Source organism: Microbacterium dextranolyticum (assembly GCF_016907295.1).
Classification (GTDB): domain Bacteria; phylum Actinomycetota; class Actinomycetes; order Actinomycetales; family Microbacteriaceae; genus Microbacterium; species Microbacterium dextranolyticum.
The window spans coordinates 852759-877208 of the sequence record NZ_JAFBBR010000001.1; the positions used below are offsets into that span (position 1 = coordinate 852759).

A 24450-nucleotide genomic window follows, 5' to 3' on the forward strand; every position below is an offset into this window, starting at 1 on the left:
GCGGAACGGGGAGGTCAGGGTGCGGCCGGCACCGCGCGCGACGCGGTGCGACTCTCGCGGGCGACGCGACCCGCGACGCCGCGCGGGACGACGAGGCGCTGGAGCAGGGCGAACGCGCCGTCGAGCAGGAGCGCGAGCGCCACGACGAGGAGGGACGATCCGAGGATCTGCGGGAAGCTTCGGACCTGGATGCCCTGGATGATGAAGAATCCCAGTCCGCCGAGACCCACGTACGCGGCGACCGTCACCGTCGCGACCACCTGCAGGGCCGCGGAGCGGAGGCCGCCGATGAGGAGGGGGAGCCCGAGCGGTACCTCGATGCGCCAGAGGATCTGCCAGTCCGTCATCCCGACGGCGCGCCCCGCATCGATGACCGTGCGATCGATCGCTTCGAACCCGGCGTAGGCGCCGGCGAGGATCGACGGGATCGCGAGCAGCACGAAGGCCACGACGGCCGCCTCGGTCTTGTGCACGACGCCCATCAGCAGCACGAGGAGCACCACCAGTCCGAGCGAGGGGAGGGCGCGGGCGGCGCCCGAGAGGGCGACGGCGATCTCGCGTCCTCGCCCCGTGTGGCCGATGAGCCAGCCGAGGGGGATCGCGATGAGCGCCGCGACGGCGACCGAGCCGAACGTGAAGGCCAGATGCTGGCCGATCGCGAGGGGCAGCGGCAGCGAGCCGGTCAGCCGATCGGGCGAGAAGATCCACGCGAGGGCATCCGCGAAGGCGTTCATGCGACGCCCTCCGCGAGACGGGCATGCGCGGCGGCGCGACCGCCGCGGCGGCGACCGCGCCTCGGCTCCCAGGGCATGAGCAGCCGGCCGAGCAGGACGAGGAGGAGATCGATGACAAGGGCGATGACCACGACCGCCACCACCCCGGCGAGGATCTCGGGGACGATCCGGCGCTGGAAGCCGTTCGTGAACAGGTAGCCGAGGTTCTGCACGCCGATCAGGATGCCGACCGTCGCGAGCGAGATCGTCGAGGTGGCGGTGACGCGCAGCCCCGCCAGCAGCACGGGCCCGGACAGGGGCAGATCCACGGTCCAGAAGCGTCGCCACGGCCCGAACCCGACGGCGACGGCCGCGCTGCGGGTGGCGGGGTCGACCGAATCCAGGCCGTCCGTCACCGAGCGCGTCATGATCGCGACCCCGTAGATCGTGAGGGCGACGATGAGGTTGGCCTCGGTGATGTACGGCACGCCCACGGCGGCCAGAAGGGCGAACAGTCCGAGCGAGGGGATCGTGTACAGCAGGCCGATCGTGGTGAGCACCGGTCCGCGCAGTCGCGTATAGCGCCAGGCGACCCAGCCGACGGGGATCGCGATGAGGAACCCGAGCACGATCGGGATCGCGCTCTGCCGGAGGTGGTCGACCGCCAGAGAGGAGATGAGGTCGAGGTTGTCGAGAATCCAGCTCACGGCGTCGTCCCGGGCCCGTGGGTGTCATCGAGCGGTTCGTCGACCAGCACGCCCTGGGTGCGCCCGGCGGCGTCGACGAGCACCGTGCCGCGGTCGGTGCGCTTCAGACGCAGTGCCCGCGCCCCGCGTTCGACGCCGACGAACTCCGCGACGAAGTCGCTCGCCGGGTGCTCGATGATCTCGTCCGGAGTGCCGACCTGGGCGATGTGGGCGCCCTTCTCGAGGATCACCACCTGATCGCCGAGCAGAAAGGCCTCGTCGATGTCGTGCGTGACGAACACGACGGTCTTCTCGAGATCGCGCTGCAGCCGTCGGGTCTCGGCCTGCAGTTCGCTGCGGACGATCGGGTCCACCGCCCCGAAGGGCTCGTCCATCAGCAGGATGTTCGGGTCGGCGGCCAGTCCTCGCGCCACGCCGACGCGCTGCTGCTGACCGCCCGACAGCTGTCGCGGGTACCGGTCGGAAAGGGCGCGGTCGAGGCCCACGATGTCGAGCAGCTCTGCGGCCCGCTCGCGCGCCTGCCGCTTCGGCACTCCCTGGAGCACCGGCACCGTGGCGACGTTGTCGAGAACCGTGAAATGGGGGAGCAGCCCGGCGTTCTGCAGCACGTACCCGATGCCGCGGCGCAGCCGCACCGGATCGCGATCACGGATGGGCTCGTCGTCGATGAGGATCTCACCGCTGGTGGGTTCGATCAGCCTGTTGATCATGCGCAGCAGCGTCGTCTTGCCGCAGCCCGACGAGCCGACGAAGACCGTCGTCTTGTGTGCGGGGAGGACGAGGCTGAAATCGTCGACGGCCACGGTGCCGTCGTCGAATCGCTTCGTGACGGAGCGGAACTCGATCGCCATATGTGCTCCGGCTCTCTTCCGGGTCGGTGGTCTCCCACCCAATCACATGCCTGCGACATCGGCTCGGGGGGTTGGCATAGGAGGTCACAGTCGGGTAGGGCTGGGGTCATGGATGTCGAATCGGATGCCGCGGACTACGACCTCATCGTGATCGGGGCGGGCCCCGTCGGCGAGAACGTCGCCGACCGCGCGGTACAGGGCGGGCTGCGGGTCGCCATCGTGGAGAGCGAACTCGTCGGCGGCGAGTGCTCGTACTGGGCGTGCATGCCCTCAAAGACGCTGCTGCGCCCCGTCGCCGCGCTGAATGCGGCGCGTGCGGTGCCGGGGGCGGCGCCGGCGATCTCCGGTGGCGTCGATGTCGCGGCGACCCTGCGGGCCCGCGACGCGATGGTGCACGAGTGGAGTGACGACGGGCAGGTCGCCTGGCTCGACGGGGCCGGCATCGACCTGGTGCGCGGGCACGGACGGATCGACGGCGAGCGCAGCGTGCGGGTCGAGGCATCCGACGGCACGGTTCGCACGCTGCGTGCGCGCGACGCCGTCGCCGTCTGCACCGGCTCGGCTGCCCTCCTGCCCGACGTGCCGGGGCTCGCGGATGCCGCGCCGTGGACCAGTCGGGAGGCGACCGCGGTGCAGCAGGTGCCTGCGTCGCTCGCGATCCTCGGCGGCGGCGTGGTGGCGTGTGAGCTGGCCACGGCGTTCGCCTCGTTCGGGACGCGGGTGACCCTGATCGCCCGCTCGGGGCTGCTCGGCGGCCTCGAGCCGTTCGCGGGGGATGCCGTGGCGGCATCGCTGCGCGACGCGGGCGTCGAGGTCCGGATGCGGGCGCGGGCGCAGCGCGTGGATCGCGACGCCCACGGCGTGCGGATCACTCTGGACGGCGGCGACGAGGTGACCGCCGACGAGCTGCTCGTCGCGACGGGGCGGGTGCCCCGCACGGCCGACGTCGGACTGGACGCGGTCGGCCTCGAGCCCGGCACGTGGATCGAGGTCGACGACACCCTCCGCGTCCCCGGCAGCGACTGGCTGTACGCCGTCGGCGACGTCACCCATCGCGCCCTTCTGACGCATCAGGGCAAGTATCAGGCGCGCGCCGCCGGTGATGTCATCGCGGCCCGCGCCAGAGGCGGCGACGTGGACGACGCCCTGTGGGGGCGGCACGTCGCGACGGCCGACCATTCCGCCGTGCCGCAGGTGGTCTTCACCGAGCCGCAGGTCGCCGCCGTCGGTCTGACCGAGAAGCAGGCGACGGATGCCGGGATGCGCATCCGGGCGGTCGAGGTCGACCTCGCCGCGATCGCCGGTGCCGCCACGCACGCCGAGGGATACCGCGGCACCGCGCGCGCCCTCGTGGACGAGGACCGCCAGGTCATCGTCGGCGCCACCCTGGTCGGAGCGGATCTCGCGGAGCTTCTGCACGCCGTGACAATCGCGGTCGTCGCCGAGGTGCCGCTCGCGCGCCTGTGGCACGCGGTCCCGGCCTACCCGACCATCAGTGAGCTCTGGCTGCGCTGGCTCGAGGCATACGGTCGCTGACCGGTTCACGGCGTTCTCACGGCCTGTTCACGGCCTGAGCGATATGTGAACGATATATCGTTATGTATCGTTCACGATTCGACGGAGGTTCTCATGAGCAACGCGTACGGCGGACACGGCTTCGGCGGTCCGGGATTCGGCGACCGCGATCGCGGCGGCTTCGGCGGGTTCGGATCCGGCGGCGACGGCGGCAAGGGTTTCGGGGGAGCGGGCATGAGCGAGCTGTTCGACGTGCTCGGCCAGCTGAAGCAGAATGTCGAGCACGGCTTCGGCGCCCGGTTCGACATGAAGGCCGGAGGCCGGATGGGGCGTGGTGATGTGCGCGTCGCCATCCTCGCGCTCCTGGCTGAGCGACCCATGCACGGCTACCAGATCATCCAGCAGATCGACGAGCGCAGCGGCGGCGCGTGGAAGCCGAGCCCCGGGTCGGTCTACCCCACGCTGCAGCTGCTCGCCGACGAGGGCATGGTCGAGGTCAACGAGCAGGACGGTCGCAAGACGTACGCGCTGACCGAGGCCGGACGCGCCGAAGCCGCCGACAAGCCCGCGCCCTGGCAGACGTCGGCCTCGGCGGGCGCCGACCCCGATGCGCCCGGTCGTGCGGCGGGCGACGGCCCCGGTTTCGGTGCGCTCCCGAAGGCGGGGGCGAACCTCGCGCAGGCGGCCATGCAGGTCGGTCGGATGGGATCGCCCGCGCAGGTGCAGCGAGCCGTCGACATCATCGACGAGGCGCGCCGCAAGCTGTACGCCATCCTCGCGGAGGACTGACCCGATGCCGACGGAGGGCCGGCTGTCACCGGCAGCCGGCCCCCTCGCCGCGGCGCGCTCCGGCCGTGCCGGCCGAGCGGATGCCGCGGCCGACCCGCGGGCGCGCGCACGCTATCGGCGCATCGTCGGATTCGCGACGTCCGTCATGATCGCGACGTGGTGGTTCGACCTCGTCCTGCCGCGAATCGGATTCCGCAGCCTCTCCGAGGGGGGCCGCGTCGCGCGGTTGCAGCGCACCGCGCGACGCTTCCGGGTGCTGGCGATCGACCTCGGCGGTCTCATGATCAAGGTGGGGCAGTTCCTCTCGTCCCGACTCGATGTGCTGCCACCCGAGGTGACGAGCGAACTCGAGCAGCTGCAGGACGAGGTGCCGGCGGTCCCGTTCGCCGAGATCCGGTCACTGGCCGAGGCCGAGCTCGGCGTGCCGCTCGAGCGCGCGTACACCCGCGTCGACGAGGAGCCGGTAGCGGCGGCATCCCTCGGTCAAGCCCATCGTGCGCTGCTGTCGCCGGAAGACGCCGAGATCGCCGGGTTCGCGGAGGTCGTCGTCAAGGTGCAGCGGCCGGGCATCGACGAGATCGTCGAGATCGACCTCGCGGCACTGCGGACCATCGGCCGAAGGCTCAGCCGCATCCGCCTCGTCTCGGAACGGGTCGACGCACCCGCCCTCGTCGAGGAGTTCGCCGCAACCTGCCGCGAGGAGATCGACTACCTGCACGAGGGCGTCAACGCGGAGCGGTTCGACGAACTGTTCTCCGACGGGCGGCGCGTCGCGGCGCCCGTCGTCGTCTGGGAGCGCACCACGCGCCGTGTGCTCACCCTGTCGGATGTGACGGCCATCAAGCTGAACGACGTCGACGCGCTGCGCGCCGCCGGCATCGATCCCGCCGCGGTTGCGCGGGCGTTCGCCGAAGCGATGTTCGAGCAGCTGTTCGGCGCGGGGTTCTTCCACGCCGACCCGCACCCCGGGAACGTCTTCGTCACACCGCACGCTCCGGACGAGTCCGGCCGCACCTGGACCCTCACCTTCATCGACTTCGGAATGATGGGCCAGGTTCCCGCCGGACTGCGGGCCGGGCTTCGCCGCATCGTGATCGCCGTGGCCGCGCGTGACGGCGCGGGGCTCGTCGCCGGCATCCAAGAGATCGGGGTGCTGCTGCCGGGCGCCGACACGACCGACCTGGAGCACGCCCTGACCGCCCTGTTCGCCCGCTTCGGCGGGCTGTCGTTCGGTGAGCTGCAGAACATCGATCCGCGCGAACTGCGCGACTTCGCCGACGAGTTCGGTGCCGCGATGCGGCAGTTGCCGGTGCAGCTGCCGGAGAACTTCCTACTCATCACGCGCGCCGTCTCTCTCACCTCGGGTGTGTGCAGTGCCCTGGACCCCCGCTTCAACGTGTGGCAGGCGATCGAGCCGTTCGCGCAGCGGCTGCTGCGCGAAGAGAGCCGCGACGTGTTGACGAATGCCACGCAAAGCGCCGTCTCGTATGCGCGGACGGTGCTCGGGCTGCCGCAACGGATCGACGCGGTCGTGGCACGGGTCGACCGCGGCGGACTCTCGGTCGACACGCCGCAGGTCGGCGACCGGCTCGATCGTCTCGAGGTTCTGCTGCGGCACACGGTCGCCGCCGTGGTCTTCGCCGCCCTGGTCGTGGGGGGAGCGCTGCTGATGCCGAGCGTTCCCGCCGTCGCCGCAGGGATGCTCGTCGTGAGCGTCGTTCCGTTGCTGTTCGCGCTGGCCGGTCTCGGCCGCACACGGGGTCGTTCACGGCGTCGATGAAGGCCGTCCGTCGCACCCACCGGTCCTCTGTGGGCCACGGCGTGTCGCGTCGGGGCTGAGCAGATGAACATGCCCTGAACACCGTCCCGGTCGCACCGATCGGGGTCGCCGCCGATGGCAGAGTACTGGCATCCGTCGACCACCCCCTCGCTACAGGACGGCCCATCCGTGACGACGAAGCTGCGCAACGCACCGGCGGCGTCTCCGGTGCTCGACCCGCACCGCGGCGACGCTCTGCTGCGACCGGCGGCGCTCGCGAAGGTCTGGACCGGGCGCGACGCGCCGTTCGAGACGATGGCGGTTCCGGGCGTGCTGCTCGGGCCCGGTGATGCGATCGTCGCGGTCGAACTGGCCACGGTCTGCGGCAACGACGTGCGGATCGTGGCGGGCGCGCGGCCCGCCCCTGCGCCGCTCGTGCTGGGGCACGAATACGTGGGCCGGATCGTCGCACTGAGTCCGTCGGGCGCGCACGATGCGTCGGGTTCCGCGCTGCGCCTCGGGGATCGTGTCGTGGCGGGGAGCGTCGTCGACCCCGCCGGGCCCGGCTCAGGTTCGCCCGAGGACGATTCCGACGCGGGAGTCCCGGCCGCCGACGGTCCGTCGCGGCGGGTGCGTCACTACGGTGCCGAGCGGATCGGCGCGCACTGGGAGCTCAGCGGAGCCTTCGCCACCCACGTGCACGTGCGCCGCGGCACCGCGATCGTGCCCGTCGGCGAGCGGATCCCCGCCCGCGTCGCGGCGCCGGCCGCGTGCGGCGCCGCCGTCGCGTGGGCCGCCCTGCGGCATGCGGAGCAGTCCACCCGGCTGGCGCAGGCGGTCGTGCAGATCGACGGAGCCGGTCTGGTGGGGCTCACCGCGACGTCGATGGCCGCCGATCGCGGTGCGCGCGTCGTGGTCTCGGAACCGGACCGACGCCGACGCGTGCTCGCCCGCAGATTCGGTGCGGTGGCCGCCTACGACCCCTGCGACCGCGCCGCGCGCGAGAAGGCGCTGCGCAAGGCCGGCGCCACCGTCGTCGATGTCGTCCTCGACGGGGTCGGTGACGACGGCGCGCACGATGCCTCGGGCGCTGACCTGCGCGCGGCGATCGACTACCTGCGCGGCGCGTGGGGGCGACGTCCGTTCGAAGACCTCGTCGACCCCGTGCTGCCGCTCGACGCCGTCGATGAGGCCCTGCGGCTGTCGGGTCCGGGGGGCCCGGTGCGGGTGGGGATCGACCCGCGTCGCTGACGGGGCCCGGTGCGGGCGACGCCGAGGTCGCAGCGGCGGGCGAACTACCCTGGAGGGGTGTCCGACCTCGCCGCCATCCGTGCCCATGCCGACGACCTCGCCGACTTCGTCGCCGCTTCGCCGTCGAGCGTCCATGCCGCCGCCGAGGTGGCGCGCCGACTGATCGACGCCGGGTTCACGGCGCTCGACGAGGCCGACGCCTGGCCGATCGAGCCCGGCACGCGGCACCTCGTCGTGCGTGACGGCGCCGTCATCGCCTGGGTCGTCCCCGGCCGTGCCGACGCGGCGACGGCCTTTCGGATCTTCGGCGCGCACAGCGACTCGCCGGCATTCAAACTCAAGCCGAAGCCGACGACCGGACGGTACGGCTGGCTGCAAGCGGGCGTGGAGATCTACGGCGGACCGCTGCTGAACTCGTGGCTCGACCGCGAGCTCCGTCTCGCGGGACGCCTCGTGCTCGACGACGGCACCGAACGCCTCGCGGCGACGGGGCCGCTGCTGCGGCTGCCGCAGCTCGCGATCCACCTCGACCGTGAGGCGAACGACCACCTCGCGCTGCACAAGCAGAACCAGACGCAGCCCGTGTGGGGTCTCGGCGACGCGGCATCCGCCGACCTGCTCGCCGAGGTCGCCGCCGCCGCCGACGTGGACCCCGCCCGCATCCGCGGCTACGACCTCGTGACGGCCGACGCGGCTCGCGGAGTCGTGTTCGGCAAGGACGACGCGTTCTTCGCGAGCGGACGCCTCGACGACCTCGCCTCCGTGCACGCGGGTGTCGTCGCGCTGGCCGCGGCGGGAACGGACGCCGAGCACATCGCGATGCTCGCTGTCTTCGACCATGAAGAGGTCGGCTCGGGCACCCGTACGGGCGCCGCCGGACCGTTTCTGGCCGACGTGATCGAGCGGGTGCAGCTCGGCCTCGGCGCCTCGCGCGAACAGCAGCTGCGCGCGCTCGCCGGCTCGTGGTGCGTCTCGAGCGACGTCGGCCACTCCGTCCACCCGAACTATCCCGAGAAGCACGACCCGGTCGTGCAGCCCGTGCTCGGCTCGGGCCCGATCCTCAAGATCAACGCCAACCAGCGCTACGCGACGGATGCCGCCGGCGCCGCCGCCTGGAACGGCTGGTGCGAGGCCGCGGGTGTCGTCTCGCAGGAGTTCATCTCGAACAACGCGGTGCCGTGCGGCTCGACGATCGGCCCGATCACGGCGACCCGTCTCGGCATCCGCACCGTCGACGTCGGCATCCCGATCCTGTCGATGCACTCCGCGCGTGAGCTCGCCGGAACGAGCGATCTTCTCGCACTGACCCGCGTTGCGGCGGAGTTCTTCCGCACGCGGCGTTGAGTCCTCGCACCGCTCCCGCCGCGCGGCGGGAGCGGTGGGGCAGAGCTCACTGCGCCCGAGTCGGCGCCGTGCCGGAGCGGAGGCCTCAGGCCTCGGCGCGGGGCGGCAGCACCCAGCCGGCGCGGGGGAAGTGGCAGGTGTAGCCGTTGGGGATCCGCAGCAGGTAGTCCTGGTGCTCGGGCTCGGCTTCCCAGAACGCGCCGAGGGGCTCGATCGTCGTGACGGCCGGGGCGGGCCACAGGCCCGAGGCGTCGACGTCGGCGATGGTCTCTCTCGCGACCGCGTCCTGCGCGGGTGTCACGGGGAAGATGGCCGATCGATAGCTCGAGCCGATGTCGTTGCCCTGGCGATCGAGGGTCGACGGGTCGTGGATCTGGAAGAAGAACGCGAGGATGTCGCGGTACGTGGTCGCGGCCGGGTCGAAGACGATCTCGACGGCCTCGGCATGCCCGGGGTGGTGGCGGTAGGTGGCGTGGTCGTTGGTGCCGCCGGTGTAGCCGACCCGCGTGTCGAGGACGCCCGGCTGGCGCCGGATGAGGTCTTCCATGCCCCAGAAGCAGCCGCCGGCGAGGATCGCCGTCTCGGTGCCCGGGGTGCGGGTGATGCTGCCGTCGTCGGTCATGGTGTGCTCCTCGAAGTGTCATCCCCGGGTCGTCGGGGTGATCCGTCTGTCGCCGCGATCGCGGCCTCGGGGGAGACAACGTCGCTTCTGTCGATTCTGGTCCCTCGCGAACCTCCGAAGGCGCTGAGAGAGCCGTCGCGGTAGAATGGATGCCTCCGCAGCGCCCACCGGTGCTGCGAGGTGCATCTACCAGCTCGATCGCGAACCGGGAAAAGGCGGCACGTCACAGGCGAGCCGATTCTCCGGAGGAGCACGTGGACCCCACCGACACCGACGCCCACCCGATCGCGCGCGGCGCGACCGCTCACGCGGATGAACGGCTGCGCACGCGCGCGCACACCGCGGCCCCGGCGCAGCGGAGCGCATCGCCTGCGTCCGCCGGCCTGCTGGCGCACACCGGATGGGTGTACTGGCCCCTCGCCTTCATCGCGCGCCTGCCTTTCGCCATGATGACGGTCGGGGTCCTCATGCTGGTCGTCTCGGCGACCCACTCGGTTGCCCTCGGCGGGGCCACCTCCGCCGCCGTCGGCATCGGCGTGGTGATCGCCGGGCCGGTGATCGGCGATCTCGTCGACCGTCACGGGCAGCGGCTGGTGCTCGTCCCCGTCGGGCTCGCCAACGGCATCCTGCTCGCACTCTTCCCCCTGATCGCGACCGAGGACAGGCCGGCCGGGGTGCTGCTGGCGGCGGCTCTCGCCATCGGGCTGACGGCGCCGCAGGCGTCGGCGATGTCGCGCAGTCGGCTGCTCGCCATCATCGGGGCGCGGGTGGCTCCCGACAGGCGCGCCCGAACGACCAGTCGCATGATGTCGTACGAGTCGGCCGCCGACGAGACGGCGTTCGTGATCGGTCCGGTCCTGGTCGGTGTGTTCGCCGCCCTGATCGCGCCGTGGGCGCCGATCGCGATCGCCGCCGCGCTGAGCCTCGGTTTCGTGACGGCGTTCGCGTTGCATCCGACAGCGCGCACGTCGCCGTCGGGGGTGGATGCCATCGGCACCCGTGCACCGATCCGCGATGTCCTGTCCACCCGGATCCTCGTGCTCGTGGGGGCGGCCTCCTCGGTCGGCCTCTTCTTCGGGACGACCCTCACATCGCTGACGGCCTTCGCGCAGGAACGCGGTGCCGAAGAGCAGGCGGGGCTCCTCTACGGGCTCCTGGGGGTCGGGTCGGCCGTGCTCGCCCTCGCCGTCGGCCTGCTGCCGGCGCGATTCGCGCTGCGGCGCCGGTGGATCGCGTTCGCGCTCGTGCTGACCGCCTCGGCGATCGGCTATGCCACCGCGACGACGCTGTCGGACGTCGCGGTCTGGCTGCTCGTGATGGGGCTCGGTGTGGGGCCGACGCTGGTCACCCTCTTCTCGCTCGCGGGCGAGCGGGCACCGCTCGGGCGCACAGCCACGACCCTGACGCTGCTCGGTTCGGCGCTGACCCTCGCGCAGGCGCTGTCGTCGGCGTTCACCGGCTGGATCGCGCAGGAGTTCTCCACCCGTGCGGCCCTCACCCTGCCCGCGATGGCCGCGGCTCTCGCCCTGGCGTTCGGGGTCGTCAACCTCGTGATCGAGCGCCGCGCGCGCCGCACGGCGGTGTGATCGCCGGCCTCACGCGGGCGCCCGGCTCGTCGTGACGGCCGGGTCAGACGACGAAGCGCACCCAGTTCGCGCCGCGACCGGTCTCGATGCGCTGCAGGAACGTGAGCGTCGTGCCCTCGACGGCGTAGAGCGAGACGGTCGTCGACTTCTCGCCGGCGGCGACGAGCAGCCGCCCGTCGGGGCTCGTCGCGAACCCCCGGGGCTGCTGCTCGGTGACGGTGACGGACGTGGCATCCGTCGGCGCGCCGTCGCCCGCGAGCGGGAGCGCGGCCAGCGTGCTCTCGGTGCGCTCCGAAGCCCACAGCACGGCACCGTCCGCGCCCGCATGCAGGTCGGCGCCCCAGATGTAGTGATGCGCGAGCGGGTCGGCACCGAACTCGCTGTGGCCGAGCCGCGCATCCGGGTCGACCGCGCGCGCCGCCCCGACGAACGACAGCTCGCCCTCGTCGAGGTCGCGGCGATAGTGCAGCACCTCGCCGGAGAACTCGGTGATCACGTAGGCGGCCTCGCGTGCATCGTCGAGCAGGATGTGCCGCGGTCCGCTGCCGGCGGGTGCCGCCGCCGTCGGTGTCGCCAGCGGAGTGAGCGTCAGATCGTCGCCGAGCGTGTACTGCGCCACGAGGTCCGCGCCGAGTGAGACGAAGTACGCGAACCGGCCGTCGGCGCTGGCGAGCACGGAATGCAGGTTCGGGTACGCGATGCGGTCGGCGGGCGACCCGACGGAGCCGTCCGCCACCGCGCAGACGATGCCGTAGCCACCGCCGTAGCTCGCACCGAGCAGCGCCGTGCCGCCGCGCGTGAGGGTGAGGTAGTTCATGCCGCCGGAGGGCAGATCCAGCCGCGAGCGCGGGGTGAGGATGCCGGTCGTGCGGTCGAGTGAGAGGGTGACGATGCCGGCCGGCTCGCCCTTCACCGCCGCGTAGACGAGGTTTCGTCCACCGTCGACGGCGAACGAGGAGCAGCCCGTGAGGCCCTCCGTCACGGCGAGGCGTTCCAGTCGGTCGTCCACGAGACGGAACGACGAGATGGAGCCGTCACCGGCGTTGGCCACGAGGACGAGAGAAGCAGCAGAGGTCACCGTTCCAGCGTAGGCCGCCGCGTGGCCGGCGTCGTCCGGTCGAGGCTGCCAGGCCGTAGTCTCGAAACAACGGAAAGGAGCCCCCATGGCCCGCATCCTGCTCATCGGCGGGCACGGAAAGATCGCGCTCCTGCTCGAGCCGCTTCTCGCCGCCGCCGGTCACCACGTCACCGCGGTGATCCGCAACCCCGATCACGAATCCGACGTCGCGGCGGCCGGCGCCACGCCGCTCGTCGCCGATATCGAGCGTTTCGACCTCGATCAGTTCACGAACCTCGTCAGCGGCAATGACGTCGTCATCTGGTCGGCGGGGGCGGGCGGCGGCGACGCCACCCGCACGATGGCGGTCGACCGTGATGCCGCGATCCGTTCGATGGATGCCGCAGCGCGGGCCGGCGTCCGCCGCTACATCATGGTGTCCTACTTCGGCGCCGGTCCCGATCACGGCATCGACCCCGCGGACTCGTTCTTCGCGTACGCCGAGGCGAAAGCCGCCGCTGACGTGCACCTGCGGGCGAGCGATCTCGACGCGACGATCGTGGCGCCGTCGCGGCTGACGTCCGACGAGCCGACGCGGCGGATCGACGTGGAGGCCGCCGCGTCGGGCTCGGTGTCGCGTGCCGACGTCGCGGCCGTCATCGCAGCGGTCATCGACGAGCCGTCGACCGTGGGTCGCACGATCTCGTTCAACAGCGGCGACGTGCCCGTCGTCGACGCGGTGCGCGCCGCGGCCGGGGAAGAGAAGCCATGAGCGACCAGCGCACGACCTGGGTGCTCGTCGACGGCGAGAACATCGACGCGACGCTCGGGGCGTCGATCCTCGGGCGGCGTCCGCAGCCCGACGAGCGCCCGCGATGGGACCGGGTGCTCGCATTCCTTGCGGGGCGATGGAACCAGCAGACCCGCGGCCTCTTCTTCCTCAACGCGACGACCACGCTGCCGATGTCGTTCATCCAGGCGCTGCTCGCGCTCGGCTATCAGCCGATCCCGCTGTCGGGCGGCGCCGACGAGAAGGTCGTCGACATCGCGATCCAGCGGACGCTGCAGGCGCTGCGCGATCGCGCCGGCGATGTCGTGCTCGTCAGTCACGACGGCGACTTCGTCGACGACCTCGGCGCGCTGCTCGACGGGCGTCGTGTCGGCGTCATGGGCTTCGCCGAGTTCCGCAACGCCGCCTTCGGCGACCTGCCGGGCGTGGAGTTCTTCGACATCGAGTACGACGTCGAGGCATTCGACGCGCAGCTTCCCCGCGTGCGCGTCATCGCGATCGACGAGTTCGACCCGACGCAGTTCCTGCGCTGAGGCGCATCGATCAGGAGACGGACCAGATGCCACGGACCATCGTCATCACGGGGGCCAGCGACGGCATCGGCGCGGCGGCCGCGCGGCAGCTGCACGACGCCGGAGAGACGGTGGTCGTGGTCGGGCGCAGCGCCGAGAAGACCCGGGCCGTCGCCGAGAGCCTGGGGGCGCCGTGGCACCTCGCGGACTTCGCGGAGCTCGATCAGGTGCGGGCCCTGGCGCAGACGCTGCGCGAGACGTATCCGCGCATCGACGTGCTGGCCAACAACGCCGGCGGGGTCTTCGGTGAACGCACGCTCACCGCTGACGGGTTCGAGCGCACGTTCCAGGTGAACCATCTCGCGGGCTTCTTGCTGACGCAGCTGCTGCGCGATCGCCTGATCGAGAGCGGGGCATCCGTCATTCAGACCTCGAGCGTCGCGGCGCGCGCCTTCTCACGATTCGACATCGACGATCTGCAGGCCGAGCGCCGCTACACATCGAGCACGGCCTACGGCAACGCGAAGCTCGCGAACATCCTCTTCACGACCGAGCTCGCGCGGCGGCTGGGTGGGCGGGGTGTGTCGGCCGTGGCGTTTCACCCCGGTGCGATCGCGAGTGGTTTCGCTGGGTCGTCGACCGGACTCTGGCACTGGATGTACACCAACCCCGTAGCGAGCCGCCTGCTGACCTCGGTCGATGTCGGAGGGTCGCGCCTGGCGTGGCTCGCGCTCGGAACCCCGGGGGTGGACTGGCAATCCGGCAAGTACTACGCGAACAACCGGCCCGCCCGCACGAGCCGGCTCGCGGCGGACCCGCTGCTCGCCCGTCGGCTGTGGGAGAAGAGCGCCGAGCTGGTCGGGGTCGGCGCCGACTGAGGGTGTGCGGTGCCTCGCACCCCACGGCCCGCGCGGATCGCTGAGGTCGGTCTCAGCGATCCGCGCCTGACGCGCTTTCGTGCGAGATCGCGCCCAGGATCGCGTCCACGACGGCGGGCGTCGCGTGCGGAGCGATATGCAGATTGAGCGCCGGCTCGATCAGCTCGACCTCGAGCACGCACCGGCCGAAAGCGGCCGAGTCGACGATGTCGATGCGGGCGTAGAGGGGGGTCTCTTCCGCGGACGCGGCGGCGACGGCGCGCAGCACCTCCTCGCCGAAGCGCCGTTCGGCGGGCGACGCCTCGACGAGAACGGGGTTCTCGGCGTACACGCCGCCGCGAAGTCCTCCGCCGGCCTCGAGCAGCGCACCTTTCGCGATCGCGTGGGTGAAGGTGCCGCCGATGACGTACAGCGCCTTCTCGTGTCCCTCCGAGAGCTCGGCGATCTCGGGCTGGATCATCGCCACGCCCCCTCCGCCGATGATCCGCTCGGCAAGTTCGAGCGCGCGGGGATCGGATGCCGCGAACAGTCCGGTGTCTCGGGCGCCCGCCGACATGGCCGGCTTCACGACGAGGCGCGCGCCGGGGGCGTCGTGCGTCGCGATGGCCCGCGCCGCGGCATCCGTCGTCTCGGCATACACGGTCGGCACGACGCGGATGCCCCCGTGTTCGAGCTCGCCGAGATAGCGCTTGTCGAGGTTCCAGCGCACGGTGGCGGGGGTGTTGACGACATGCGTCGCCGTCTCGGCCCGGTCGAGCCAGTCGAGGAACTCTCGCGGCCGCTCGGGGTAGTCCCACGGCGAGCGGATCACCAGCAGATCGAACGCCGCGAGATCGATGGTGGGGTCGTGCCAGACCACCGATTCGGCCGCGACGCCGCGGGCCTGCAGGGCCGCGAGGAGCACCGGGGTGTCATGGTCGGGGTCTTCGGCGGAGTAGGCATCCGTCACGACGATGCCGATGCGGGGCGAGGGGGAGGACACGAGCGCCCAGCGTAGCGGCCGGTCGATCGGGGCGGGGGCGCCAGAGGGGCGGGCCGGGGGATCAGACGGGTGCGGCTGTCAGAGGATCCGCCCGATCGGCTCGCGCTTCTCGAGCTGGAACCGGTCTTCGGTGCGGCCCCGTGCCCAGTACCCCGACAGTGAGACCCGCGCCCGGTCGAGGCCCCGCTCGTCGAACAGGACCGCCCGGATCGCCTTCATCGATTCGCGCTCGCCGTGCGCGAACACCTGCACGTCGCCCTCCGGCCAGTCGAGCTGTCGCAGCACCGCCGCGAGCGCGTCGATGGCGTGGTCGGGGTCGATCGCCCATTCGATGCGCACCCCGTCGGGGGCGTGCAGAGGCAGGATCGCCGCGTCGGAGTCGACCTCGATGATGGCGTGGCCCACGGCATCCGCCGGCAGAGCCTCGAGCGCGGCCGAGATCGCCGGCAGCGCCGACAGGTCGCCCGCCAGGACGTGCGCGTCGGCGGTGGCGTCGGGCGCGTAGCCGCCGCCCGGACCCATGAGCGACAGTCGGTCGCCGGGGCGGGCGCGCGCCGCCCAGGGGCCGGCGAGCCCCTCGTCGCCGTGGACGACGAAGTCGATCGCGAGCGTGCGCGCCTCGTGGTCGACGCTGCGCACGGTGTACGTCCGCGTCACGGGCAGCGACTCGGGGGAGGGCGTCGTGAACTTCAGCTTCACGTACTTGTCGGTCTCGGGACGGTCCTCGAAGGCCGCGAAGCCCTCGCCCCCGAGGACCACCCGCACGAGATACGGCGAGAGCCGCTCGGTGCCGACCACCTCGAGGTCGATGGTCGGTCGGGGCGGACGGACGGCGGTGCGTGAAGAGAGGGCCACGGTTCCACGGTAACCGCCGCCGGTCGCCGTGGCTCGGTCGCGACGACATCGCCGCGGGAGCCGGCGCCCGACATAGCCTGGTGAGGTGGACATCGATCCGGCTCCGAGTGCGCGCGAGCAGTTGCGCGCGCTCGCCGCGACGTCGTCCACGGCACTCGGCCCGCGGGTCCCCCCTCCCGGGGCGGCGGTGCCTCGGGCGGCCGCCGTGCTGATGCTGTTCGGCGTGCTCGACGCGCGCGCGAGCGACCATGTCGCGCAGGATGCCGCGGTCTCGCGCGACCTCGACGTGCTGCTGCTGGAGCGCGCCACGACGCTCCGCGCCCATCCCGGTCAGGTCGCCTTTCCCGGCGGTCGACTGGATCCGGGAGATGCGGGCCCGGTCGCGGCCGCGCTGCGCGAAGCCGAAGAGGAGACCGGGCTCGACCCGTCGGGCGTCGACGTGCTCGGGGCGCTTCCCGCCGTCCCCCTGGAGCATTCCGGTCATCTCGTGACCCCGGTGCTGGGGTGGTGGCGGCATCCGTCACCGGTGCGCGTCGTCGACGTCGCCGAGTCGGCCGCTGTCTTCCGCGCACCCGTCGCGGATCTGCTCGACCCGCGCAACCGCGGCGTGACCGTCTTCGAGCGTGACGGCCTGGTCTGGCGGGGGCCGGCCTTCGAGGTGCACGGGCACCTGGTCTGGGGGTTTACGGCGATGCTGCTGGATGCCCTATTCGACGGCCTCGGGTGGACGGAACCGTGGGATCTCGGCGCCCGCACCCGGCGGATCGCGCTTCCGATCTGACCCCGGCTGCCGGGCTGAGTGTTCCGCCAGCGTGCGTCATGAAGATGCGCACGCGGTGGGGACAGGGCGTGCGCGCGTGTGAGGATCGGCGAGCAGGATGCCGGAGGGACGAAGATGCACGGGCGCGAACGAGGAGCTGCGGGGGTGTCGCGGCGGGTGCTGCTGGCATCCGGACTCGGATCGGTCGCGGCGCTCGCGCTCGCGGCGTGCGTGCCGAGCGCAGGCGGCGGAGCGAGTGCGTCCGGCGGTGTCGCGCCGACCGGGTCGGCTGCACCTGCACCGGGCGCCTCGACGTCGCCCGGCTCCGACGGCGGGCCGCGGGTGATGTTCATCCGCCACGCCGAGAAGCCCGCGGCGTCGGGCTCGCCGTACGGCGTGCAGCCCGACGGCACGCGTGACGACGAGTCGCTGACCGTGCAGGGCTGGACCCGCGCCGGCGCGCTCGTGGGACTGTTCGACCCGCAGACGCCCGATGGTGCCTCGCCGGTGCGCGCGGGGCTCGCCCGCCCGACCCGCATCATCGCCGCAGACCCGTCGAAGGGCAGCCGTCGCCCCGCGCAGACCGTCACGCCTCTCGCGGCGCGCAGGGGTCTGACCCTCGAGACGACGTGGAAGAAGGACGATACGGCGGCGCTGGCCGATGCGCTGCGCACCGCCACGGGCCACGTGCTCGTCTCGTGGGAGCACGAGCTGATCCCCGACATCCTCGGCCACCTCGGTCAGATCGACCCGGCGCCCCCGACGGCGTGGCCGAGCGAGAGGTTCGACCTCGTCTGGTGGCTGAGCCCGTCGGGTGCCGGCGGGTGGAGTTTCAGCCAGGTGCCGCAGCTTCTGCTGGCCGGCGACTCGCCCGCGCCGGCCTGACGACACCTGCGGCATCGGCACTCGCCGACGGCTGATAAGATCGACGGCGGAAGTGTGTCCGAGCGGCCTAAGGAGCATGGCTGGAATCCATGTAGGCGGGGTAACTCGCCTCGCAGGTTCAAATCCTGTCACTTCCGCCACAGGATGAGCGTCGTCCCGATCGGGGGCGGCGCTCATCTGCGTTTCGTGACGTGGGGAGACACGAAGCGCGGTCGCCCCACGGTAGCTGCGGCGCAGAACCCGTCGGGAATGCTTGCGCTGCGCGTGCGGTTGTCACGGTGCGTCGCGTCTCGCCGCGTCCGGCGCAGCGGGAGTTACCGTCGAAGAGGTCGCATCCCCCCGCGACCCTGCCCCACCGGCATCCGCCGTCTACGGAGAAACACCCTCATGAGTTCCACCCCTCCCACCGCGCCTGCGGCGCGTCCGCCCCGGCCGAAGAAGCCGTTCTACCGCTCGTTCGGCTTCCAGATCACGGTCGCGCTGATCGCGGGCATCCTGCTCGGCATCCTCGCCCTGAACCTCGGGCCCGATGCCGCCGGCAAGGACAACGGTCTGACGGCGACCCTGTCGACCATCGGAACGGCGTACGTCACGCTGCTGAAGGCGGCCGTGGTGCCGCTCATCTTCCTCGCGATCGTCGCGAGCATCACGCAGCTGCGGAATGTCACGAACGCCGCGCGCCTCGCCGGGCAGACGCTGCTGTGGTTCGGCATCACGGCTCTCATCGCGGTGACGATCGGCATCGTGCTCGGCATCACGATCCAGCCGGGCAACCGTGTCGCCCACGACCAGCTCACCACCGCCGACCCGTACACGGTCGGCACGTGGTGGAACTTCCTCAAGGGCCTCATCCCGCAGAACGCCTTCGGTCTCACGGTCTCGAGTTCGGCGAACGCGACCACCGGCGCGATCTCGTCGACCGTCGGGTTCAACATCCTGCAGGTGATCGTCATCTCGGTGGCGATCGGCGTCGCCGCCCTCAAGGTCGGAAAGCGCGCCGAGCCCTTCGTCGCCTTCACCCAGTCGTCGCTGAAGATCGTGCAGCGGGTGCTCTGGTGGATCATCCGCATCGCGCCCCTCGGCACCCTCGGCCTCATCGCCTCGGCGGTGGTCGAATACGGCACCGACAAGCTGCTGGCCCTCGTCTGGTTCGTCGTCGCCGTCTACGTGGGCCTCGTGCTGGTGCTGTTCGTCGTGTACCCGATCCTCGTGAAGAGCCACGGTCTGTCGGTCCGGCAGTACTTCTCCGGCGTGTGGCCGGCGGTGCAGCTCGGCTTCGTGTCGCGCTCGTCGATCGGCACCCTGCCGCTGACGCAGCGCGTTACCGAGCGGAACCTCGGCGTGCCCCGCGAATACGCGTCGTTCGCCGTTCCGCTGGGCGCGACGACCAAGATGGACGGCTGCGCCGCCATCTACCCGGCGATCGCCGCGATCTTCGTCGCGCAGTTCTTCGGCGTCGAGCTGAACGTCGTGTCGTACCTGCTCATCGCGCTCGTCTCCGTCGTCGGCTCGGCCGCCACGGCAGGGACCACCGGGGCCACCGTCATGCTCACGCTGACCCTCTCGACGCTCGGACTGCCGCTCGAAGGTGTCGGACTGCTGCTGGCGATCGACCCGATCCTCGACATGGGCCGTACCGCGGTCAACGTCGCGGGCCAGGCCCTGGTGCCGACGATCGTCGCGAAGCGCGAAGGCATCCTCGACCGCACGCTGTACGACGCGCCGCGCGACGGCGAGCCGTTCGCCGACGACTCGGACGACGACGCGGACCCCTCGCCTGCAGACGCCGTCGACGACGGCATCCGCACCGAATCGGCGCGCGCCTGAGCGCGGGCGCCCGCGCCGCCGGCTCGGTCAGGCGCGGGCGCCCCGCTCTGCGAGGCCCGATCCGGGGCGGATCACGAGCGACCGCGGCAGGACGAGCGTTCTGACGCGGTCGCCGGTCGGCACCGCCTCGAACAGTCCCCGGCGGATCCGCTCGGCGTCCGTGAACGCGCGGTCGGTGACGGATGCCCGGCCGCCGACCTCTGCGCCCGCCGCCTGTTCGGGGGCGTAGCTGGCGCGTTCGACGGCCGACACGAGCCGCGCCACCGCGTCCGGCGGAGCGCCGCCGGCGATGAGGTGCTGTCCGAACGCGCGTGGCGTCTCGGCGAGTCGCAGCGGGATGCCCCGATCGATGGCCGCATCCTGCGCGTTCCGCCAGGCGCCGTCGATGCCCCCGCGCGCGCGTCGCATCCGGCGCCGCACCCACGTCGCCGTCGCGGGGGCGATCGCGACCAGCAGTGCGGCGAACACGGCGGTGAGCACCGGCCACACGTCGATCGACCGTGCCGCCGCAGGGGCGGCCTCGGAGGGCTGATCGGGGCGCTCGGCGGGCCCGCCCGTCGCCGAGGACGTCGGCGACGGCGCCGCGGACGGTGTCGCCACGTCGGTCCCCGCGCTGTCGGCCGGCTCGGATGCCCGGCGGAACTCGGTCGCGACGCCGAGGCTCTTGGTCGGCTCGAACGGCACCCACCCGATCCCGTCGAAGTACACCTCGGGCCACGCATGCAGCTGGCTCATGGTCACGGCGGCGACGCGTTCGCCGTCGACGATCCGCCCCGTCGGAGAACCGGGCAGGAAGCCCACGACGACCCGCGAGGGCATGCCGAGCGAACGCGCCATCAGGGCGAACGAGCCGGCGAAGTGCACGCAGTAGCCCTGCTTGCGGTCGAGGAACGCGGCGACGGCATCGACGCCGGCGTCATCGAAGCCGTCCTGCACCGGCGCGCTCAGCGAGTATGTGAACTCGGGACCGCGGAACCAGGACTGCAGCGCGACGAGGCGGTCGTAGTCGCTGACCGCGCCCGCGGTGACGCTGCGCGCGGTCCTGGCGATGACGCCGGGGGTGTCGGCAGGCAACGCGGTGAGGTCGAGCGGCGAGTCCGCGATGCGTGCCGACGAGCTGCGGATCTGCTCGAGCGTCGGCCGGGGGACGTGCGAGACCACGTCGTAGCTCTGGCCCTGCACGTTGCCGCTCGCGGTGAACACGGTCCGGCTGTACGGCACGACGCTCCACGCCCCCTCGAGCCCGGCGACGCCCACCGCCGGAAAGGGGATCGGCAGATACTCCGACGACAGCTGCGAGACCTGAACGCTCGTGCGGTACTCCGTCACCCGAACGCCGTCCTCGGCCGTGACGGGGGCGAGGGCATCCGCCGCCAACGGGACCGAACGGGGGCGATCGGGCTGCCAGACGCGGCCGTCGAAGCTCGAGAGCGTCGCGACGCGGAGGTACGGGATGTCCGGCGCATCCCCGTGGAGCGTCAGCACCGTGACGTCGCCAGGTCGGCGCAGGTCGTCGCCGAGGTCGAGGGTCGGATCGATGCTCGTCGCCGCACCGAGCCCGCCCGGCGCGGCCGTCGGGGGCGGCAGCGCCGGGCCGACGACGACGGCACCCGTGATCGCGAGGGCCCCGACGGTGAGCGCGAGGGCCGTGACCCCGCCTGCTCGGGGCGACGCGGCGGCCTCGCGCGTGCGCGTCTCGGCGCGCAGCAGCCACAGGATCGCCGCCGCCAGCAGCACGAACGCGGGTACATCCACACCGGCCGGCACCGCGATCGCCGGGATCAGCCACACGGCCACGAGCGCGATCGTCGCCAGCAGCGGCATCCGCGTCGTGAGCACCACGTGATCGAGCCCGATCGCCAGCAGCCCGAGGCACGCGACGATCACGAAGCTCAGCCCGGCCGACGGCTCCAGCGGCGCGACGCCGTCCACGATCTGCGCGGCCGCGCTCTCCACCAGATCGCGGGCCTCGCCGAACGAGGCCGCGGACGGCAGGACGCCGAGCATCGCCGTGCCCGGCAGGAACACGGCGGTGACGGCGACGACCCAGACGACGAACTGGATGAGTGTGACCGCGACAGCGGGCATCCGCCCGATCCGCCGCAGCCCGAAGCCGGCGCCGAGCAGCGCCGCCGAGAGGATCGCGGCGCCGGCCATCCACGCCCCGCTGTGCACGACGCGCAGCAGCGGCACCATCGTGACGGCCAGGGCCACCCAGAGGGCGATCGTCAGACGCAGCTCACCGCCGGGCCGCCGCCGCGGCGCCGGCTCAGCCGGCGGCACGGCGCACCCCTCGGTCGACGGCGTCGCTCCACGCCGCGGGCAGATCCGCCCCGGTCGGCGCGAGCGCGACGCGCCATCCGGATCGCGCGGCCTGTGCCAGCGCCTCGTCCCCATCGGGATCCCGCCGTGAGCCGACGACGATCAGCACCGGCAGTGCGCTGTGCGGCACAAGCGGCGAGAGCGCGGAGGCATCCGTCGGCCCGAGGGCGCCGGTGACGACGACGAGGGGGCCGACCGTGCCGCCGGCGAGAACGCCCACGAGTCCGCCGAGGCCGCTGTCGCGGTGCGCGCGCACCGTCGCGAGGTCGACGCCGAGCTGTTCCCGCGCGGCGAGGTCATCGCCGTCGATCGGCTCGGTGAGTACGGCGCCGTCGCCGTCGACGACCGTGACGAGGTAGCCCTCGCGGGCCAGCAGCGTCGTCACCGACGCGCACGCGGATACGGCGGTCTCGAACGCCGGATCGGAGCCGGTGGTCCGGGTCGCCTCGACCGACCAGCGCAGCGCGCTGCGGTCGAGGACGACGAGCGCTTCGGGGGTTGTCTCCTGCTCTTCTTGGCGGACCATGAGTTCGCCGCGATGAGCGCTCGCGCGCCAGTGGATGCGGCGCATCGAGTCGCCCGCCGCGTAGTGACGCGGGATCAGGTTGTCCGAGCCCTCGCCGAGCCGGTCGACCGTGGAGTGCATACCGCCCCCCAGGTCGCCCGGCTGATCGATGAGGGGGCCGAGATCGACGACCGCGGGCGTCACGGTCAGCGGGTCAGGGCGCCCCACGCGTCGCCGTCGCCGCGCGAGGCCGAAGGGGTCGATCGTGAGCAGCGAGAGCGGGCCGACGGGTTGGATGCCACGGCGCAGCGCCGTGACCCGGTACTCCACGGGGGCGGCGGGCGCGCGCCCCCGACCCGGCGCGGACGGGACGATTCCCGACGCGTCGCCGCTGAGGCCGGGCGGGAGGCCGTCGCGCCACCGCCCCTGCGCGGTGGGGAGCAGGGAACGGATCTCGACCCGCATCCGCACGGTCGCCTCGCCGCCGACCGCGGGCGTGTCGGGGGCGAACGAGCGGGTCACCCGCTCCGTGCTCGGCACGAGGTAGAGCGTCGCGGCGCTCGCCGAGACGAGCACGAGCAGCAGGGCCGCCACGTAGAGGAGCTCGGCCAGCCCGAACCGCTGCGCGACCACGATGCACACGATCGCCAGCGCGACCGCTCCGGTGCCACGGAGCGTCAGCGGCCAGCGCGAGAACATGACCTCAGCGCGTCGCGAGCGGAACGCGGACGGTGCCGACGATTCCCCGCAGGGCCGCGGAGATCGTGTCGGCGGCAGAACGGCTGCGCGCACTCGTCGTGCCGCGCGCGACGATCAGGCGGTGCGCGAAGACGGGCTCCACGAGCATCGCGACATCATCGGGGATGACGAACTCCCGCCCGTCCAGCGCTGCCCAGACCTTGGCGGCGCGCACGAGCTGCAGCGTCGCTCGCGGGCTGGCGCCGAGGCGGATCTCGGGATGCTCGCGCGTGGCGCGGGCCAGGGCCACCGCGTACTCCTCCACGGCGGGGGAGACGTGCACGGCGCGGGCCGTCGCGATCAAGGCGCGCACGCCGTCGGCGTCGACGACCGGCACGAGGTCGTCGAGCGGGTTGACGCTCTCGCGCTGACGCAGCATGAGCGCTTCGCTCGTGGCATCCGGGTACCCCATCGAGATGCGCATCATGAACCGGTCGCGCTGCGCCTCGGGCAGAGCGTAGGTGCCCTCCATCTCGAGCGGATTCTGGGTCGCGACGACGAGGAAGGGGTTCTCGAGCGCACGTGAGACGCCGTCGACGGTGACCTGCCGCTCCTCCATGGCCTCGAGAAGGGCGGATTGGGTCTTGGGAGAGGCGCGGTTGATCTCGTCGGCGATGACGATGTGCGCGAAGATCGCGCCCGGCTTGAACTCGAACTCGCGGTCGACCTGGTTGTAGACGCTGACGCCGGTGACGTCGCCCGGCAGTAGGTCCGGCGTGAACTGGATGCGGCGGACCGTGGCATCCACCGATGCCGCGAGCGCGCGCGCCAGCATCGTCTTGCCGACGCCCGGCACGTCCTCGATGAGCAGGTGCCCCTCGGCGAGCAGGCACACGAGAGCTGTGCGCACCGCGGCGGGCTTGCCGTCGATCACCCGCGACACGGATGCCAGGACGGCCTCCGTCGCACGGGAGAACGCGTCGGCGGTGATCGGTACGTGGGACATACGTGGCCTGTCTCGCGGCGGCGGGATCGCCGCGTCGTCGCGGGGTGTGTCGCTCGATGCTAACCCGCGGCGGCGCGGGCCGGCCCCGACGTCGGGTAAACTCCAAGAAGCTCTCCGCGAGGCGGCATCCAGGCCAAATCCCCCAGGACGGAAACGTAGCAAGGGTAACCAGGCTCTGCCGGGTTCGCGGAGAGTCTTACTTTCCCGGCGGTGTCTCGAGCTCACCGCCGGTGCCCCGGCATCCGCATCGTCGCGT

Annotated in this window: 22 protein-coding genes, 1 tRNA gene and 1 other RNA gene; 14 read left to right on the plus strand and 10 right to left on the minus strand. The window is 72.2% G+C overall.

The window, feature by feature from the left end; genetic code table 11:
• Positions 1-14: 14 nt before the first annotated feature.
• From JOE64_RS03745 to JOE64_RS03755, 3 genes are read right to left on the minus strand one after another with little or no spacing between them, the layout of a single operon-like run.
• On the minus strand, positions 15-734 hold the full coding sequence (locus tag JOE64_RS03745) for an ABC transporter permease (protein WP_204963018.1): 720 nt from the start codon (positions 732-734) through the stop codon (positions 15-17).
• A complete protein-coding gene (locus JOE64_RS03750) occupies positions 731-1420 on the minus strand; it encodes an ABC transporter permease (protein WP_204963019.1) in 690 nt (229 codons plus the stop codon). Before JOE64_RS03750 ends, JOE64_RS03745 begins: the two co-directional genes overlap by 4 nt.
• The gene (locus JOE64_RS03755) at positions 1417-2271 is read right to left on the minus strand and encodes an ABC transporter ATP-binding protein (protein WP_204963020.1); all 855 of its coding nucleotides are present in this window, start codon (positions 2269-2271) and stop codon (positions 1417-1419) included. The genes JOE64_RS03750 and JOE64_RS03755 overlap by 4 nt, the downstream gene beginning before the upstream one ends.
• Positions 2272-2379: 108 nt before the next feature.
• On the opposite strand from JOE64_RS03755, the gene JOE64_RS03760 reads away from it, so the two are divergent.
• From JOE64_RS03760 to JOE64_RS03780, 5 genes are all read left to right on the plus strand, one after another.
• Positions 2380-3807 (plus strand): dihydrolipoyl dehydrogenase family protein, encoded by a 1428-nt coding sequence (locus JOE64_RS03760; RefSeq protein ID WP_204963021.1) that lies wholly within the window; start codon positions 2380-2382, stop codon positions 3805-3807.
• Between the two features lie 93 nt (positions 3808-3900).
• Positions 3901-4575, plus strand: a complete 675-nt coding sequence (locus JOE64_RS03765; RefSeq protein ID WP_204963022.1) for a PadR family transcriptional regulator — start codon at positions 3901-3903, stop codon at positions 4573-4575.
• Between the two features lie 4 nt (positions 4576-4579).
• Positions 4580-6355 carry an ABC1 kinase family protein gene (locus JOE64_RS03770; protein WP_204963023.1) on the plus strand — a complete coding sequence of 592 codons (1776 nt, stop codon included), beginning with the start codon at positions 4580-4582 and terminating at the stop codon, positions 6353-6355.
• A 168-nt stretch (positions 6356-6523) separates the two neighbouring features.
• Complete coding sequence (locus JOE64_RS03775; protein WP_204963024.1) at positions 6524-7585, plus strand: alcohol dehydrogenase catalytic domain-containing protein; 1062 nt, start codon at positions 6524-6526, stop codon at positions 7583-7585.
• Between the two features lie 57 nt (positions 7586-7642).
• Positions 7643-8929 (plus strand): M18 family aminopeptidase, encoded by a 1287-nt coding sequence (locus JOE64_RS03780; protein WP_204963025.1) that lies wholly within the window; start codon positions 7643-7645, stop codon positions 8927-8929.
• Positions 8930-9014: 85 nt separating this feature from the next.
• Here JOE64_RS03780 and msrA read toward each other — a convergent pair whose 3' ends face one another.
• On the minus strand, positions 9015-9551 hold the full coding sequence (gene msrA, locus JOE64_RS03785) for a peptide-methionine (S)-S-oxide reductase MsrA (protein ID WP_204963026.1): 537 nt from the start codon (positions 9549-9551) through the stop codon (positions 9015-9017).
• Positions 9552-9805: 254 nt separating this feature from the next.
• Here msrA and JOE64_RS03790 point away from each other — a divergent pair, with 254 nt between their 5' ends.
• On the plus strand, positions 9806-11137 hold the full coding sequence (locus tag JOE64_RS03790) for an MFS transporter (protein WP_271202445.1): 1332 nt from the start codon (positions 9806-9808) through the stop codon (positions 11135-11137).
• A gap of 43 nt (positions 11138-11180) precedes the next feature.
• Here JOE64_RS03790 and JOE64_RS03795 read toward each other — a convergent pair whose 3' ends face one another.
• On the minus strand, positions 11181-12320 hold the full coding sequence (locus JOE64_RS03795) for a lactonase family protein (RefSeq protein WP_307821461.1): 1140 nt from the start codon (positions 12318-12320) through the stop codon (positions 11181-11183).
• Here JOE64_RS03795 and JOE64_RS03800 point away from each other — a divergent pair.
• The 3 genes from JOE64_RS03800 to JOE64_RS03810 are packed head-to-tail and all read left to right on the plus strand — an operon-like array spanning position 12301 to position 14374.
• Positions 12301-12966: an NAD(P)H-binding protein gene (locus JOE64_RS03800; protein ID WP_204963029.1), complete on the plus strand. Its 666-nt coding sequence runs from the start codon at positions 12301-12303 to the stop codon at positions 12964-12966. The two genes, JOE64_RS03795 and JOE64_RS03800, sit on opposite strands and share 20 nt — an antisense overlap.
• Positions 12963-13517 carry an NYN domain-containing protein gene (locus tag JOE64_RS03805; protein WP_204963030.1) on the plus strand — a complete coding sequence of 185 codons (555 nt, stop codon included), beginning with the start codon at positions 12963-12965 and terminating at the stop codon, positions 13515-13517. Before JOE64_RS03800 ends, JOE64_RS03805 begins: the two co-directional genes overlap by 4 nt.
• Before the next feature lie 26 nt (positions 13518-13543).
• Positions 13544-14374, plus strand: a complete 831-nt coding sequence (locus JOE64_RS03810) for an SDR family NAD(P)-dependent oxidoreductase (protein ID WP_204963031.1) — start codon at positions 13544-13546, stop codon at positions 14372-14374.
• 52 nt (positions 14375-14426) lie between these two features.
• On the opposite strand, the gene JOE64_RS03815 is transcribed toward JOE64_RS03810, so the two are convergent.
• On the minus strand, positions 14427-15356 hold the full coding sequence (locus JOE64_RS03815; RefSeq protein ID WP_204963032.1) for an ATP-grasp domain-containing protein: 930 nt from the start codon (positions 15354-15356) through the stop codon (positions 14427-14429).
• A gap of 78 nt (positions 15357-15434) precedes the next feature.
• On the minus strand, positions 15435-16211 hold the full coding sequence (locus tag JOE64_RS03820) for a siderophore-interacting protein (RefSeq protein WP_271202446.1): 777 nt from the start codon (positions 16209-16211) through the stop codon (positions 15435-15437).
• A 91-nt stretch (positions 16212-16302) separates the two neighbouring features.
• Here JOE64_RS03820 and JOE64_RS03825 point away from each other — a divergent pair, with 91 nt between their 5' ends.
• From JOE64_RS03825 to JOE64_RS03840, 4 genes are all read left to right on the plus strand, one after another.
• A complete protein-coding gene (locus tag JOE64_RS03825; protein WP_372432899.1) occupies positions 16303-16992 on the plus strand; it encodes an NUDIX hydrolase in 690 nt (229 codons plus the stop codon).
• 144 nt (positions 16993-17136) lie between these two features.
• The gene (locus JOE64_RS03830) at positions 17137-17856 is read left to right on the plus strand and encodes a hypothetical protein (protein WP_204963034.1); all 720 of its coding nucleotides are present in this window, start codon (positions 17137-17139) and stop codon (positions 17854-17856) included.
• 48 nt (positions 17857-17904) lie between these two features.
• A tRNA-Ser gene (locus JOE64_RS03835) sits at positions 17905-17996 on the plus strand.
• 247 nt (positions 17997-18243) lie between these two features.
• Entirely contained in the window at positions 18244-19683 is a 1440-nt protein-coding gene (locus JOE64_RS03840) for a dicarboxylate/amino acid:cation symporter (protein WP_204963035.1), read from the plus strand.
• 27 nt (positions 19684-19710) lie between these two features.
• Here JOE64_RS03840 and JOE64_RS03845 read toward each other — a convergent pair whose 3' ends face one another.
• Genes JOE64_RS03845 through JOE64_RS03855 form a run of 3 tightly spaced genes read right to left on the minus strand, consistent with a single transcriptional unit; the run spans position 19711 to position 24194 of the window.
• A complete protein-coding gene (locus JOE64_RS03845; protein ID WP_204965115.1) occupies positions 19711-21966 on the minus strand; it encodes a transglutaminase TgpA family protein in 2256 nt (751 codons plus the stop codon).
• Complete coding sequence (locus tag JOE64_RS03850) at positions 21953-23209, minus strand: DUF58 domain-containing protein (RefSeq protein WP_204963036.1); 1257 nt, start codon at positions 23207-23209, stop codon at positions 21953-21955. The genes JOE64_RS03845 and JOE64_RS03850 overlap by 14 nt, the downstream gene beginning before the upstream one ends.
• A 4-nt stretch (positions 23210-23213) precedes the next feature.
• Complete coding sequence (locus JOE64_RS03855; RefSeq protein ID WP_204963037.1) at positions 23214-24194, minus strand: AAA family ATPase; 981 nt, start codon at positions 24192-24194, stop codon at positions 23214-23216.
• 105 nt (positions 24195-24299) lie between these two features.
• Here JOE64_RS03855 and ffs point away from each other — a divergent pair.
• An RNA gene (gene ffs, locus JOE64_RS03860) (signal recognition particle sRNA small type) lies at positions 24300-24396 on the plus strand.
• Positions 24397-24450: the final 54 nt, after the last annotated feature.

Excerpts from the sequence above, each read along its gene's own strand:
- JOE64_RS03745 (WP_204963018.1), bottom strand. The coding sequence starts at position 734 with ATGAACGCCTTCGCGGATGCCCTCGCGTGGATCTTCTCGCCCGATCGG.
- JOE64_RS03755 (WP_204963020.1), bottom strand. The coding sequence starts at position 2,271 with ATGGCGATCGAGTTCCGCTCCGTCACGAAGCGATTCGACGACGGCACC.
- JOE64_RS03760 (WP_204963021.1), top strand. The coding sequence starts at position 2,380 with ATGGATGTCGAATCGGATGCCGCGGACTACGACCTCATCGTGATCGGG.
- JOE64_RS03765 (WP_204963022.1), top strand. The coding sequence starts at position 3,901 with ATGAGCAACGCGTACGGCGGACACGGCTTCGGCGGTCCGGGATTCGGC.
- JOE64_RS03770 (WP_204963023.1), top strand. The coding sequence starts at position 4,580 with ATGCCGACGGAGGGCCGGCTGTCACCGGCAGCCGGCCCCCTCGCCGCG.
- msrA (WP_204963026.1), bottom strand. The coding sequence starts at position 9,551 with ATGACCGACGACGGCAGCATCACCCGCACCCCGGGCACCGAGACGGCG.
- JOE64_RS03800 (WP_204963029.1), top strand. The coding sequence starts at position 12,301 with ATGGCCCGCATCCTGCTCATCGGCGGGCACGGAAAGATCGCGCTCCTG.
- JOE64_RS03795 (WP_307821461.1), bottom strand. The coding sequence starts at position 12,320 with ATGAGCAGGATGCGGGCCATGGGGGCTCCTTTCCGTTGTTTCGAGACT.
- JOE64_RS03805 (WP_204963030.1), top strand. The coding sequence starts at position 12,963 with ATGAGCGACCAGCGCACGACCTGGGTGCTCGTCGACGGCGAGAACATC.
- JOE64_RS03810 (WP_204963031.1), top strand. The coding sequence starts at position 13,544 with ATGCCACGGACCATCGTCATCACGGGGGCCAGCGACGGCATCGGCGCG.
- JOE64_RS03840 (WP_204963035.1), top strand. The coding sequence starts at position 18,244 with ATGAGTTCCACCCCTCCCACCGCGCCTGCGGCGCGTCCGCCCCGGCCG.
- JOE64_RS03850 (WP_204963036.1), bottom strand. The coding sequence starts at position 23,209 with ATGTTCTCGCGCTGGCCGCTGACGCTCCGTGGCACCGGAGCGGTCGCG.
- JOE64_RS03855 (WP_204963037.1), bottom strand. The coding sequence starts at position 24,194 with ATGTCCCACGTACCGATCACCGCCGACGCGTTCTCCCGTGCGACGGAG.